Source organism: Psychrobacter piscatorii, from assembly GCF_904846415.1.
In the GTDB taxonomy this organism is placed as follows: domain Bacteria; phylum Pseudomonadota; class Gammaproteobacteria; order Pseudomonadales; family Moraxellaceae; genus Psychrobacter; species Psychrobacter piscatorii.
On the sequence record NZ_CAJHAR010000022.1, the window covers coordinates 1 to 14,278 of the forward strand.

Genomic DNA, 14,278 nt, shown 5'->3' on the forward strand with positions numbered 1-14,278 from the left:
GTTATGGTACTCGTAAAGTCTGGAAACAGTTGAAAGCAGAGGGTATACATCCTGCACGCTGCACTGTAGAGCGGTTAATGCGGCAGCATGGCATGCAGGGTGTTTGGCGAGGTAAAGGTAAGATAACGACTAAGTCTCGTGACGATCAAAAGCGTGCTGATGATTTGGTTAATCGTAACTTTAATGCCCATCGCCCTAACCAACTATGGGTTGCTGATTTTACCTATATAAAGACACTGAGTGGCTGGGTATATACCGCCTTTATCATTGATGTATTTGCTCGCGCTATCGTTGGCTGGAAAGTATCAGATCGTATGAACACTGATATGGTGATGGCAGCACTAAACCAAGCCATTGCAGACAGAAACCATCCTAAAGATGTCATTCATCATAGTGATCGCGGCGTTCAGTACTTATCAATTCGCTATACTGATAAGATGGCTGATTCTGGCGTCATTGCATCTGTTGGCACGACAGGTGATTCATACGATAATGCGTTGGCTGAAACGGTTAACGGACTTTATAAAACGGAGGTGATTGAATATTTAAAACAGCAGTGGCAAGGTGTGAACGATGTTGAATTAGCAACCCTAGAATGGGTGGACTGGTTTAACAAAACTCGCATTCATAGTACGATTAGTTATGTGTCGCCTTTTGAGTTTGAGAGACGATACTATGATAGTCTTTGTGAGTCAGACAAAGCTGCCTGACTCAAGCAATCCACTCTCCGATATAGTCGGGGCGGTTCAGTTGTACGCTATCTTCACCGTTTATTTTGTCGTCGCCATACTGATAAACATCGCCAATACAGACGTTAGACTCATCCATCTCAGGAAAGCCATCAACGGTTTCAGTAGTAAGATTTTCACCGAGCGTACCGACGCGTACTTTTAGGTCAAACTCTGTATTGATTTTTTCGTACGTGGCCGTTGGCAGTTGATGCACCGCTTTGAGTGGGCCGCCATGATGTTTGCGATCGGCTTGCTCGTCAGTGGTCAATCCCATAAAATTGACGGCGACGGGTGCTGTAATGGGCGCTTTATCAATGGCACTCATTTCTTCACGAGTGAAAGGCATGGCTTTGCCCGCGCGGACACATACTAAGTTTGCCACATGCAAGGGTAGGTTAATCTCAGAATTTGAGCGGTGAGTAGCAGACATGGGCAATCCTTAATGATACGTGAGAGCAGGACAAAATTTGCGCAGCAATAGTGATAAGGATGATAACAATCTATCCGACAATTATCCATTCTAATGGCTGTTTATCATTGCAGATATGTCTAAATATCGGCACAAAAAAAGACCAGAATAACAATTCTGGTCTTTTGGTCTTATGCTTTTAGTATGACGCGATTATTGTACTCAATAATCTTATTTGTTCTTGTTGCGACGACCAGCGGTTTTCTTTTCACGCGGTGTGGCGACCAGTTCAGCCAACTGATCCGGTGATGACCATAGGCCCTCTAAGTCATAGAACTCACGCGCTTGCGGGGTCATGATATGGACAACAACCGCGCCCAAGTCAATCAAAGTCCAGTCAGAGTCGATACCGCCTTCACGGCCAAGTGGCATAAAGCCTGCTTGTTTGGCTTCAGCGCCGACGCTATCCGCCATCGCGCGTACATGACGTTTTGAGGTACCATCAGCAATGACGATACGTTCGGTGACGTCAGTTAAGTCTTCTACATTCATTACAGTGATGTTCTTTGCTTTCATATCATCTAGCGCGCTTTGTACAAGGTTCAAGCACACGGTTAAGCGTTCTTCGGTCATGGTGTTGATCATAAATTTTAATCTCTTCAATCGTAACTATTAAAAATAAAGGGGTAAAACGTCAATTTGTCTGATTCGACTGATCATATGTCGTCAGTCACGTATAGAGACAGGATAGGCAAAATGACATAGATAAGGCGATTTTAACGGAATTGAGCAGCAGAATATAGCTGATGGGCGATAATATAGTGATAAACGGCAGGATTAAGCCATTTAGCTAATGAATTGGGGTGAGTATTGCTCATAATATCATTTATTGGTGCGATAGATGCGATTTGCCTCTCAGTGACGGGCATTTTATTTGTTTTATTGCCCAATATTTGTAGTTGCTCGCGTATTTGAGTGCTTGATACGGCAGTGATCGGTCGCGTATCTATATAAATGCGTCCTTTCATAGCGCTTTTCAAGTCAGTGCTATTTATGTCAAGGCTATTTGTTTTTGAGCTATCGTCTTCCGTGCTATCTACCAAGCATCGAGCAATTGGGGTTAATAGCTCAATCGGTGAGTTGGTTACGTGTGGTTGTAAAAGTCGCGGCAGTTGCGTTTGTAAGGTTGCCAGATATTGCGAGGCCGCTATAGGGTTTTCAAATGATGTCGCATTGTCAGAAACTCCATCATTAATATGATCGCTATCCTCACGATTAAACACCCACAGATTGACATAGTCCGTCAGTTGTAATCCATCCTTCCATTTATCCAAACTGCGCGCGCTGTCCATACCCATGATAAAAATTAAACAATCATGAGGGTACTGCTGTCTGAGTGCACGCACACTATCAATCGTATAGACAGGCGGCGCTTGCCATAGCTCTAGCTCATTGATTTGTATCGGTGTGTCTTGCGTTGCGAGCTGCAACATGGCTAGGCGATGAGCAGGATCTGTGCTTTGCGCCTTAAATGGCGAGCGTGCATTGGGTAATAAAGAAACGTGTAAGGGGCAGTTTTGCTGCTTTGCGATTGGTAATAAGTCCTGATAGACGTGTATAGCCACTTCTAAATGACCATTATGTACCGGATCAAACGAGCCGCCAAGATAGGCACGGATGGCAGGGGCAGAGGTCTGTTCGTGACTATTATTACTCGTATTTGGCATAAATAAATGCGTAAAAAGAGATGAAGTATCTGTTGGTATCAATACACCTTACTCTTTTATCCGCTAACCTTTTTATATTAACTGAATCATAGCGCTATTGTAGAGGGCGGGCGAGTATCTGTCATCACTATCTATCACCACCTATAGTCAGTGAAAATTAATACCGCTACATTATGCACTGCTAAATCAATTTTTTTGCTTGCTGTGCCTGCGCAGACAGAGGCTGCAAAAATTGATATTAGCAGTACCGTATCGTTTTTGAGATGCTTTGACTATACCACCACAGCACCAATAAAAAACCGACCATCATGACGATAGTCGGCGATATAAAGGACTTTAATTAACAAGTATGACAGCGATTAAATCAGGTCGCTATACGCTTGGATAGCGGTTAGCGCGATGGTATAGACGATATCATCAACGAGCGCGCCACGTGATAGATCATTGACTGGTTTGTTTAAGCCTTGAAGCATTGGTCCAACGCTGATGACATTGGCGCTACGCTGCACTGCTTTATACGTGGTGTTACCTGTATTGAGATCAGGGAAAATAAAGACGTTGGCTTGACCTGCGACAGGAGAGTCAGGCGCTTTTTGTTTGCCCACACTCATGACCGAGGCGGCATCATATTGTAGTGGGCCATCGACCTTGAGGTTTGGCGCACGCTCACGGACGATTTGAGTGGCACGAGCGACTTTTTCGACATCAGCACCTGCGCCTGATGAGCCCGTAGAATAGCTGATCATCGCGACTTTTGGATCGATACCAAAGGCAGCAGCGGACTGTGCCGATTGGATAGCAATTTCAGCCAACTCTTCAGCATTCGGATCAGGATTAATCGCACAGTCACCATAGACAACCACTTGCTCAGGCAACAGCATAAAGAACACGGATGATACGAGCGAGTACTGCGGTGCGGTTTTGATTAATTGAAACGCTGGGCGTACGGTATTGGCAGTGGTATGAATCGCACCTGAGACCAGACCGTCGACCTCATCTAGCTGTAGCATGATGGTGCCAAGATACACCGTATCTTTTAGATATTCAGCGGCGACGTCCGCGCCAGTTTTACCTTTACGGCGCTCCACGACGGCAGCGATATATTTGCTCATATCAAGGGTGTCGGGGTCGATGATTTCTAGACCTTCTGGCAACGTCAAATCGCGATTTTTGGCGACTTGCTCGACATCGCTACGCTTGGCCAGCAGTACGCAGTTGGCAATACCGCGGCTCTGACAGATACAGGCCGCTTCGACAGTACGTGGCTCAGAACCTTCTGGCAATACGATACGTTTTTTGGCGTGCTGTGATTTTTTGACCAGCTGGTGGCGAAACGCAGATGGGGACAAGCGCGGTTCATGATTACGGCTAAAGTATTCTTTAATCCAGCTCAAATCCAAATGGGCAGCGACATAACGCGCTACTTCTTCCGCACGCTCAGTATCATCACTTGGAATCTCAGAACTCATATGCATCAAGCTCTGCACCGTCTGATAGCTGTCGCTCTCGACACTCATGACAGGGATGCCAGTTTTGAGCGCTGATTGCCAAAGCTCAGCGACCGTTTTGCTTGGGGTGATACCGCCAGTGAGTACCAGACCTGCCAATGGAATCCCATTAATACAGGCCAACCCAGCAGCCAGCAATAAATCATCGCGGTCACCAGGCACCACCATTAACGTACCGCGCTTAAAGACTTCGTTGACACGTGCTACTGAGCGCGCCGTTAGACTGATACGATTGATACGACGTGTTTTTGCTTCACCGACATTGAGCCAAGTAGCATCCAGCTCTGTGGCAATATCCCATGTGCGCGGCACTGATAACGAATCGCTAAAAGGAACGACACCGATAAGGCGAAACGCATCAGTATTGAACGAAGGCGATAGGCGCTGCACTTCTTGCAAAAAGGTTGGATCTAAGCTGACGACCGCCTCACCCGGAGCGACTGGTTGATTCTCAAAGGTATTGGGTACGTCTTGTACCCGCATCAATATCACGCCAAGCGTACGCGCATCCATGACACCGCCGAACTCGCGAGCATGCACATCTAGCTTGTCTGCTAAATAGGCAGGCTTGCTGATATCAGCCGTACTGACAAATATAATCTTGGCATCTAAAGCATGGGCAAGCGCACGGTTGATTTGTGAGGCGTAAGAGGTCTCAGTGGTCGGCACCAGACCTTCACAGATGATGACATCAGGGCCATCATCAATCGTATGATAATTGGCAATCACTTCTTCCATCAAATCATCAAGATTGCCGTCGCCTAGCATCCGCTCGACGTGCTGACGGCTGATCGATTTGGGCGGCTTTAGTCCAAAGGCATGCATGGTCAATGCACTTGAGCTATCTAAGCTGTGCTGCTTATCTAGTGTATCGTCTTGCAAAAACGGCTTCATAAAGCCCGCTTTGATACCGTTATAATCAAATGCGCGAATCAGGCCAAGCGCGGCTGATGTCACACCGATACCGCGGCTAATGGGAACAAGTAAAATGGTCTGCATAATGTATCCTACGGTTTATTTTATTATTAAGTTCAATTCACCCTTGGCAGAATGAGCAATGTGCTGAGTATGTACGCCATAGCTTTATAGCAAATGTTAAGTATATAGGTATGGAGTATCAAACACTTTCACGCTTATATCAAATTCAATGCCTGACGCGTCTCTTGAGCAATACGGTACTCTTCGTCAGTTGGGACGACCCATAGCTCGATACTGCTGTCATCTGCGTGGAAGCTACCTTCTTTACCACGAACCAAACTGGCATTTTTTTCAGCATCTATTTTGATACCGAAATGACGCATCACTGCCAAAATTTTGGTACGTGTAATGTCGGAGTTTTCACCGATACCGCCAGTAAAGACAATACCAGTAAACTCTGGTAGCGCACAGCTAAGACTGGCCAGATATTTACCAGCACGATAGCAGAACATCTCGATAGCGAGCTGCGCATCTTCGTGACCTTCACTAGCTGCTTGCTCGATGGTACGCAAGTCGTTAGACAGTCCTGAGATGCCGAGTAGACCGCTGTCATTATTGAGCATTTTGTCGGTCTCTTCTAAGCTCATATCGAGCTGGCGTTTTAGATGCATGTGCAAGCTAGGATCTACATCGCCACTACGCGTGCCCATCATGAGGCCCTCAAGCGGGGTCAAACCCATGCTAGTATCGAGACTTTTGCCATCGTATACCGCCGCGATTGAACAACCATTACCCAAATGCGCGGTCAACCAACCATGCGGGCCTTCTGCCTCGGTGATTTGGCTGGCACGCTCTGAGACATAGGCGTGAGACGTACCATGAAAACCATAGCGACGGATTCTATGTTCTTCATATAAGTATTTTGGTAGCGCATAACGGAAAGCAACGGGCGGCATGGTTTGGTGAAAAGCGGTGTCAAACACCACCACTTGAGGCATATCAGGATAGATCGCCTGAACCGCTTCGATACCTAGGGCGTTTGCAGGGTTGTGTAGCGGAGCTAGTATTTTGAGACGTTTCACTTCTGCCAATGCATGCTCGTCAACGCGAACGGCTTTGGAATATTCGCGACCACCATGTACCACACGATGACCGACGGCGATGAAATGATACTGCTCTAGTAGCTCAAGGATTTTTTGTAGTGCCAGCTTATGGCGACCACCAGGGATAGAGATTTCAAGTTTTTCACCGTTTAAGGTCGTGTGTTTGATACGAGCCGTATCAAGACCTAAGTTTTCGGCAAGACCGGTGATACGAGTAGAGTTGTCATCGCTAATCAACGCGTATTTGATGGAAGACGAGCCACAGTTTAAAACCAAAGTTGGGCTGGTCAGGGTTGATGTTTCAGAGTTCTTGTCATCAAAAGTGGTCGTTAGGCTGGCGCTCATACTCTATCCTTAGATTGGTTTTTATAGGTGGGTTTTTGTAGGTAGAAAATCATCATATCGTCAGATTACTATGATAAAAATGACACTGACATCGCATCGTGTTCATATTAAGGTGGTGATAGATTGATCGTGTTTAACACAAAATTAGCTATATCCATGCTGATCTATCAAACAAGTATATGCTTGATCTTAGTCATACTGAGGCTGATGGTTGTATCTTATTACTATATAGCAGTACCGCCGAATCGCAGGCCTGCGCCTCATCATAGCCGTAAGGTCGCGGTATAATGTAACATATTTTTGTAGCTATACCGCGATAACGGTAAGGTTTAAAATTGGTGTCTATCAAGCGTTCAAAATATTGGTACATCTGTTATAGCTAGTGGCTCCTAGGTACTTTAGCCATTGATTATTAGCTGTTGTAGAGCAACCTTATGAATATCAAAAATTGTAAGAAATATTGTCTAAATACCTATCAGATATGTTTTTATGCGCAAATTATCAAGCGATACCGTCAGTAAATTATGATGAAAGCATCAAACCAATCCCCGCTATGAGCCAAATTTATTGGCCAATGCTGTTCAGTATGCGTACAGCTTTGTGTCATAATGCTATGATTAAAACTTTGATATTGGCTATGCTTTGGCTGCCTTTTTCGCTCTTTATTTATTACGATTTTTAATCGCACTTACACCGCTACACGCTCACAGGTGATCCACTCTATGTCTACTATACTTCGCTCATCAGAAACTGGGCATATCGCCTTATGGAGACTTGCCAGTCGCCGCGCCATTACTACTTTAGTAATTGGCAGTGCGATGATGGTAGGGTTGTCAGGCTGCGGACAAAAAGGCGCTTTGTACTTACCAGAGTCCAGTAGCCAAACGATAGAGGGTAGCCAATCTGTACTAAATAGTACGAGTCATCCACAAGATGCCGCTTTTGCAGGTATTGATGATGATACCTATCAAAAAAATGACTATCTAGATGAACAGCAAATACTGCCCGAGCCGAGTACGGATCCTAACGATTATTAACTTTTATTCTTACCCTTGATACCCTGATTATATTAGAGATGTTTATATGAGTCATTCTGAACTACCTGCTGACGTAACCGATTTTGCCACTGGCGAATCTGTCACTATCCAAACTGAGCAAGGTCTATATGTTGATCCTAAAGCGTTAAGCGCTCATCTGCCCGCGCTAAGCTATCGCGACGAGGCACTATATATGGAGCAGGTCAGTGTTGATGCGTTGGCAAAACAATATGGTACGCCATGCTATGTCTACTCAAAGCAGGCGATACTGGATGTTTATAAAGCCTATACCGATAGCTTCGCCAGTCTCAATCATCAGGTATGCTACGCGGTAAAAGCAAACTCGAATCTTGCAGTGCTTGGGGTGCTTGCGCAGGCAGGCGCTGGGTTTGACATCGTCTCTCGTGGTGAGCTGATGCGTGTATTGGCTGCAGGCGGAGCGGCGTCGCGCGTTGTATTCTCAGGTGTTGGCAAAACATATAGTGATATCGAATACGCACTGACCCAAGGTATTGGCTGTTTTAATGTTGAGTCAGTCAGTGAGTTGACCTTAATCAACGAGGTAGCGGTAGCACTTGATAAGCGTGCGCCAATCTCATTGCGCGTCAATCCAAATGTTGATGCCAAGACGCATCCGTATATCTCAACGGGTCTTAAAGACAACAAGTTCGGTATTACCCACGAAGACGCTCTAGCGGTCTATCAGCAAGCGGCGAATTTATCGCATATTGATATCGTTGGTATTGATTGTCACATTGGTTCGCAGCTGACTGAAGTCGCGCCGTTTGTCGCCGCATTAGACAAAGTCATTGAGCTGATACATAGCCTGCGTGATCATGGTATTGAGCTGCGTCACATTGATTTGGGTGGCGGTCTAGGCGTGCGTTATATTGATGAGACGCCTGTGTCTATCGATGAGTTTGCCGAGGCTTTATTACCAAAGCTTAGTGAGCTTGGTTTGACTGTATTCTTTGAGCCGGGTCGTAGTATCGTTGCCAATGCTGGTGTGCTATTGACGCAAGTCGATGTACTCAAGCCGACTGAGCACAAAAACTTTGCGATCGTCGATGCTGCGATGAACGACTTGATTCGTCCTGCTTTATATCAAGCTGAAATGGCTGTGATTCCAAGTACACTGCCGAGCGATGGCATGGATACAAATGGTACAAAGCCGTGGGACATCGTTGGCGCGATTTGTGAGACAGGGGATTTCTTAGCAAAAGACCGCTTACTATCACTTGCTGAAGGTGATGTGCTGGCTATGACAGGCGCGGGTGCTTATGGCTTTACCATGAGTAGTAACTACAACTCGCGTCCGCGTGCGAGCGAAGTGATGGTATCAGGTGATAACCATCAGCTCATCCGTAAACGTGAAACGGTTGAAGCCTTATATGCTGACGAAATACTGTGGCAGGATAAATAAAAGCGCCAACACTGACACTGTTTTTGCATAATAAATAAAACCCACCGTGATGATAACGGTGGGTTTTTTATGGCAAACTCGAATGGCATATATCGAGTTTGAGGTATAACGATAAGTTGGTATTTGATAGCGGTGATAATTATGATTGTATCTGACAGCGTGCTAATATAAGCCATACATAAAAATAGGATAGGACATCAAAGATATGCTAATAGAATTTACTAAAATGCATGGGCTGGGCAATGATTTTATGGTTATCGATTTGGTGACCCAGCGCCTAGATTTGACCAAGGAGTTGGTAGAGTTATTGGGAGATCGTCACCTAGGTATTGGCTTTGATCAATTGCTTGTGGTCGAGCCACCGATGCGCCCCGATGTTGATTTTAGTTACCGTATTTTTAACACGGATGGCACCGAGGTGGAGCAATGCGGCAATGGTGCGCGCTGTTTCGCCCGTTTTGTCCAAGCGCGCAAGCTGTCATTTAAGCAGCGTCTACGGGTTGAGACGGCGAGTGGCATTATCTCTTTGACCACTGATCGGTTTGGTTGGGTAGAAGTCGACATGGGTAAGCCCAAGTTTGAGCCAAATGAGATACCCTTTAGCCCAAGAGCCACGACCAAAATCCAAAACACTTATCACCTCGATGTAAATGGCACGCCTGTGCAGCTATATGTCGCCAATATGGGCAACCCACATGCTGTTATCAAAGTCGATGACGTGCTGGACGCCGAAGTTGAGACGTTGGGCAAGGCCATTGAATCTCATCCAGCATTTCCAGATCGCGTCAACGTGGGCTTTATGCAAGTGATGAACCAGCGTCATATACGTCTGCGTGTGTATGAGCGCGGTGTTGGCGAAACGCAAGCCTGCGGCACGGGCGCCTGTGCCGCAGTTGCAGTTGGTATAAGAGAGGGCTGGCTCGATGAAGGCGAAGAAGTACGCGCGCAGCTCTATGGTGGCAGCATGATCATCAAGTGGCAGCCTGGCTATTCAGTTATGATGACGGGTCCGACTGCTTTTGTTTATGAAGGAGTCTTTAGTCCAGATGGTTTGATGGCGCAAGCAGGTATTAAGCCAAGTTCTGAAGGCTGATATCTGTCGTTAGACAAATGATATCAATAACATGGGTGCTTCTGATATGGTTATGTCCACTCATCAAGACGGTCAGACAACGCAAACGGCACCTTGGCTATCAGCTGAGCTGGCGGTAAATATAGAGTCAGATGCCGCGCTACGAGCGTTATTAGCACCTGTCCATCGTTGGCTCAATACGCTGTCTGTGCGCAACCATTCGCCGCATACGCTGACCGCTTATTTTGCTGGCTTAAACCAACTTGCGCTGTTTTTACGTGGTAAGCGATTGACGTGGACGCGTTGTGATAAGCGCCAACTGGCTCAGCATATCAGTCAGCGTCTCGATGAAGATAAGCTTGCGCTTGCTAGCGTTCAGCAAGAGCTGTCAGCGATTCGGCATTTTTATGGTTGGCTCATAGAGGAGGATTTGGCGCGTATCAATCCAACGACCGGCTATCAGCTCAAGCGTAGCCCTAGACCATTACCTTCGATTGCTGATGTGGATTTATTGACGCAATTATTGGATCAACAAATCCCCGACACGCCAGAGCAAGCGCGCCTGTGGTTGCGTGATAAAGCCATGTTTGAGCTGCTTTATAGTAGTGGTCTACGTGTTGGCGAGTTGGTCGCACTTGATATGGCTGATGTGGACTTGTCTGATTTACGGGTCCGAGTCACTGGTAAGGGTAATAAGACCCGCTTAGTACCATTAGGTGCAAAGGCAGCAGAGGCGATAACGCGCTATCTACCGCATCGCAATCTATGGGTTGAGCAGATGGACAGTGCCTTGTTCATTAGCGAAAAGCTCGGCACCAGACTATCGACGCGAGCAGTACAGCAGCGTTTAAAAGTTGCTGCGACTCGCGCAGGTATCGCGCAAAACATGTATCCACATCTACTGCGTCATTGCTTTGCCTCACACATGCTGTCAGGTAGTGGTGACTTGCGTGCTGTGCAAGAGATGTTAGGACATAGCGATATCAGTACTACGCAAATTTATACCCACGTTGATTTTGCCAAATTAACACAAGTCTATGATCGCGCCCATCCACGAGCCACCCACACTCAAAATGATGAAAACCCTACCTAATTAAGTCATTTACGGTTTAAGTAATCTATGTTACTTCCTAAACTACGCCAAACGATGGCAATCAAAGATAGGTAGTTTCTGTCGACCTTGCACTTGAGCTTGCTTGTCTAATGATGCCATGACGATGGCGTATCCTTTATCTACGTCAGATGTCGTAGACAGATTTAGCTCACTACTATCATGGCTCGCAATAACGCTACCATCAAAAGCAGTAATGGCGGTATGTCCCCACGTCTGGCGAGTATTGCCATCTTTATATGCATGATCGCCGCCCTGTGCTGCCCCAATCACCATACACTGACTGTCCAAAGCACGTGCCTGTAACAACAGCGACCAATGCGCTTGTCCAGTCAGATAAGTAAAAGCAGACGGTGCACTTAATATGTCAGCACCTGCTTGACGTAAGCGCTGCGCTAGAGCAGGAAAGCGCAAATCAAAACAGACCATCATACCTAACTGATAGACAGCGTCGCCGGATTCAAGAGGCGCAACCACTGTTTGCGTGCCCGGCTCAAACGTCGCCGCTTCATTGTAGCTGCCTTGCTTGTCGGCCACGGTCGCGGTAAACAGATGGATCTTGTCGTAGCGTGCCACTCGCGTCCCATCTGGTGCAAACAACTGACTGACTTGGCGTAGCCGACCATCAGGAACGACCATGCCATCAGGCCGATAAGGGCAAGGCAGTGAGCCTGCCAGTAGATATATATTATGAGTGCGGGCATACTCTGCCATCGTCGCTGATAGCGCGTCAAAACGCTCTGCAGTCGCAAACTGTTGGCCCATGCTACAGCAGTTTTCAGGTACGACAACGAGTTCAGCACCTTGCGATTTGGCATCAATGATCGCCGCTTCTATATTCGCTAAATTGCTATCGATGTCTTGCTGGCTGTTCATTTGAATCGCAGCTGTGGTAAATTGAGGGATATTTGTTTGGTCATGCATGACAATATTCTCCGTAAATGTTGAGTATTGATGGTCGCTCATTATGTTATTTTTATAATAAAATTTTGATGATCGTGAACAGGCCATTCATATTTATTGGTTGGCTATTGAGATAAAAATGATAGGTTTATATAAGAAACATACCAATCGTATCTGGGTAGAATATAAATTATCGTAGCAAAATTGTCACAAAAAATGCTATCGTCATGTCCTGATCAGGTTATGTCACGGCCTCAATTGGCAAAATAAATATAATATCACCAAAATTGGAGTGTAATAAGCCGCCCATGAGTATGTCATTCGGATTGGCGAGCACGCTAAGCACCTCACAAAAACTGACACCGCAAATGCAGCAAGCCATTAAATTGCTGCAGCTCTCTAGTCTTGAGCTCGCACAAGAGGTTCAAGCCAAGCTGGATAGTAATCCGCTGCTTGAACGTATCGAAGAAGATGATGACGAGTACGAGAATAACCGTGACGATAGAGCAGATGAGCTAAGCGAGTCATTAACACTTGATAGCTGGAACCAAAGCAGCAATGACGCATCTAGCGCAGGATCTGATAACCATGCAGACTATGGTGACGATAGCACTGACAGCTGGGAGAAACTGCAGCAATCTAGTATTGATGATGGGGCGATGGATAGTGACAGCAGTTTTGACACTGATAGCTTCGATGCTAGCAGCTTTGATAAAGATAATTACGCTTCGACATCAACAGGCGCAGGCAATAACAGAGGCGATGAGGATTTTGATAGTTATCAGGGCGGTACTTCGTCGATTATCCAAGATCACGTACGCTGGCAGCTCAACTTTAAGCGTCTATCAGAAGCAGACACCCTGATTGCAGAGTATTTGATGGACTCTATGGATGACATGGGATTCATACGAATTGATATCGATGAGTTGCTACAGAGCTTTGATACCATGGCCAACTTTTATCAGTGGGATGAACGCGTTGAGTACGACGAGGTCATGGCCGTATTGCGTATGATCCAATCTTGCGATCCGATTGGCGTTGGCGCACGTCACTTGAGTGAGTGTCTAGCGATTCAGCTGTCCAAGCTAGACGCCAATACTCAATATCTCAAAGAAGCAAAAGCGCTGCTAACGGCGGGCGAGCATTTAGTCAGTAACAATATCAAAGCGCTTACTGAACGGACAGGACTTGCCCCTGAGAAAATCACCCCTGCGCTTACCTTACTACGCACCTTAAACCCTTCACCCGGATTACTCTTTCAGATCAACCAGCCTGATTATACCCAGCAGCCCGACAGTTACGATATTCCAGATGTGTTAGTCACACCCATTAGGAGTCGTAAAGCCACTACCAATGCTGAGGCACTAGAAGATGGTTGGCATGTACGCCTCAATCCTGACACCTTGCCGAAGCTGCGAGTAAACCAAGAATATGCCAATTTAGTCAAACGCGGTGATGACAGCCCGGACAACCAATATCTACGCGAAAACCTCACCGATGCGCGCCTCTTTATCCGCAGTATCGAAGAGCGCAATCAAAACCTATTAAAAGTAGCAACCAGTATCGTGCGTTATCAGCAGGAGTTTTTGCAGCACGGCGCGACGGCTATGCAACCACTTATTCTAAAAGCAATTGCAGAAGAAGTGGATCTACACGAGTCCACCGTCTCACGCCTCACTACCAGTAAGACGATTTTGACACCGCAAGGACTATTTTCACTAAAGCACTTTTTTTCTTCTCACGTCAGCAGTTCGGATGGCGATATCTCATCAACGGCCATTAGTGCCATGATTAAAAAGCTAATCGCTGATGAAGATCCCAAAAAACCGCTCTCGGATAGCCGTATTCAAAAAGAATTATTGGCAGACGGTATCGATATTGCCAGAAGAACTGTTGCCAAATATCGTGAAGCCATGAATATAGGTTCATCCACTCAGCGCAAACAGAAGTATTAATCGTTTAAATACAGTTATCTATAAATACATTGAGTA

12 protein-coding genes are annotated in these 14,278 nt (G+C 46.2%); 6 read left to right on the forward strand and 6 right to left on the reverse strand.

Features of this window, described 5'->3' with window-relative positions; translation table 11 throughout:
- Window positions 1–710: IS3 family transposase (locus JMX83_RS10210; RefSeq protein WP_201601363.1), on the forward strand; the 710-nt coding region annotated here is incomplete at its 5' end.
- 1 nt (window position 711) lies between these two features.
- Here the strand turns inward: JMX83_RS10210 and JMX83_RS10215 are convergent.
- The 5 genes from JMX83_RS10215 to JMX83_RS10235 form a co-directional block, all read right to left on the reverse strand.
- Window positions 712–1,161, reverse strand: coding sequence for an MOSC domain-containing protein (locus JMX83_RS10215; protein ID WP_320157664.1), 450 nt, complete (start codon window positions 1,159–1,161; stop codon window positions 712–714).
- A 210-nt stretch (window positions 1,162–1,371) separates the two neighbouring features.
- Window positions 1,372–1,785, reverse strand: coding sequence for a ribosome silencing factor (rsfS, locus tag JMX83_RS10220; RefSeq protein ID WP_201601366.1), 414 nt, complete (start codon window positions 1,783–1,785; stop codon window positions 1,372–1,374).
- Window positions 1,786–1,916: 131 nt separating this feature from the next.
- Entirely contained in the window at window positions 1,917–2,867 is a 951-nt protein-coding gene (locus JMX83_RS10225; RefSeq protein WP_201601369.1) for a nicotinate-nicotinamide nucleotide adenylyltransferase, read from the reverse strand.
- A 359-nt stretch (window positions 2,868–3,226) separates the two neighbouring features.
- On the reverse strand, window positions 3,227–5,374 hold the full coding sequence (gene pta, locus JMX83_RS10230; protein WP_201601371.1) for a phosphate acetyltransferase: 2,148 nt from the start codon (window positions 5,372–5,374) through the stop codon (window positions 3,227–3,229).
- A 134-nt stretch (window positions 5,375–5,508) separates the two neighbouring features.
- On the reverse strand, window positions 5,509–6,741 hold the full coding sequence (locus JMX83_RS10235; RefSeq protein ID WP_201601374.1) for an acetate/propionate family kinase: 1,233 nt from the start codon (window positions 6,739–6,741) through the stop codon (window positions 5,509–5,511).
- Between the two features lie 722 nt (window positions 6,742–7,463).
- Between JMX83_RS10235 and lptM the strand changes: the two genes are divergently transcribed.
- The 4 genes from lptM to JMX83_RS10255 all read left to right on the forward strand — a co-directional run bounded on the left by lptM (window position 7,464) and on the right by JMX83_RS10255 (window position 11,366).
- Entirely contained in the window at window positions 7,464–7,778 is a 315-nt protein-coding gene (gene lptM / locus JMX83_RS10240; protein ID WP_201601376.1) for an LPS translocon maturation chaperone LptM, read from the forward strand.
- Between the two features lie 46 nt (window positions 7,779–7,824).
- Window positions 7,825–9,201, forward strand: a complete 1,377-nt coding sequence (gene lysA / locus JMX83_RS10245; RefSeq protein WP_201601378.1) for a diaminopimelate decarboxylase — start codon at window positions 7,825–7,827, stop codon at window positions 9,199–9,201.
- Between the two features lie 205 nt (window positions 9,202–9,406).
- Window positions 9,407–10,294, forward strand: a complete 888-nt coding sequence (dapF, locus tag JMX83_RS10250; protein WP_058025622.1) for a diaminopimelate epimerase — start codon at window positions 9,407–9,409, stop codon at window positions 10,292–10,294.
- Window positions 10,295–10,340: 46 nt separating this feature from the next.
- Window positions 10,341–11,366: a tyrosine recombinase XerC gene (locus JMX83_RS10255; RefSeq protein ID WP_201601380.1), complete on the forward strand. Its 1,026-nt coding sequence runs from the start codon at window positions 10,341–10,343 to the stop codon at window positions 11,364–11,366.
- Window positions 11,367–11,408: 42 nt separating this feature from the next.
- On the opposite strand, the gene JMX83_RS10260 is transcribed toward JMX83_RS10255, so the two are convergent.
- The gene (locus JMX83_RS10260) at window positions 11,409–12,308 is read right to left on the reverse strand and encodes a nitrilase-related carbon-nitrogen hydrolase (RefSeq protein ID WP_201601382.1); all 900 of its coding nucleotides are present in this window, start codon (window positions 12,306–12,308) and stop codon (window positions 11,409–11,411) included.
- A gap of 287 nt (window positions 12,309–12,595) precedes the next feature.
- On the opposite strand from JMX83_RS10260, the gene rpoN reads away from it, so the two are divergent.
- Window positions 12,596–14,242 (forward strand): RNA polymerase factor sigma-54, encoded by a 1,647-nt coding sequence (gene rpoN / locus JMX83_RS10265; RefSeq protein WP_201601384.1) that lies wholly within the window; start codon window positions 12,596–12,598, stop codon window positions 14,240–14,242.
- The last annotated feature ends 36 nt before the right edge of the window (window positions 14,243–14,278 follow it).

Coding starts and splice junctions, on each gene's coding strand:
- JMX83_RS10215 (WP_320157664.1), bottom strand. CDS start 1,161: ATGTCTGCTACTCACCGCTCAAATTCTGAGATTAACCTACCCTTGCAT.
- rsfS (WP_201601366.1), bottom strand. CDS start 1,785: ATGATCAACACCATGACCGAAGAACGCTTAACCGTGTGCTTGAACCTT.
- JMX83_RS10225 (WP_201601369.1), bottom strand. CDS start 2,867: ATGCCAAATACGAGTAATAATAGTCACGAACAGACCTCTGCCCCTGCC.
- pta (WP_201601371.1), bottom strand. CDS start 5,374: ATGCAGACCATTTTACTTGTTCCCATTAGCCGCGGTATCGGTGTGACA.
- JMX83_RS10235 (WP_201601374.1), bottom strand. CDS start 6,741: ATGAGCGCCAGCCTAACGACCACTTTTGATGACAAGAACTCTGAAACA.
- lptM (WP_201601376.1), top strand. CDS start 7,464: ATGTCTACTATACTTCGCTCATCAGAAACTGGGCATATCGCCTTATGG.
- lysA (WP_201601378.1), top strand. CDS start 7,825: ATGAGTCATTCTGAACTACCTGCTGACGTAACCGATTTTGCCACTGGC.
- dapF (WP_058025622.1), top strand. CDS start 9,407: ATGCTAATAGAATTTACTAAAATGCATGGGCTGGGCAATGATTTTATG.
- JMX83_RS10255 (WP_201601380.1), top strand. CDS start 10,341: ATGGTTATGTCCACTCATCAAGACGGTCAGACAACGCAAACGGCACCT.
- JMX83_RS10260 (WP_201601382.1), bottom strand. CDS start 12,308: ATGCATGACCAAACAAATATCCCTCAATTTACCACAGCTGCGATTCAA.
- rpoN (WP_201601384.1), top strand. CDS start 12,596: ATGAGTATGTCATTCGGATTGGCGAGCACGCTAAGCACCTCACAAAAA.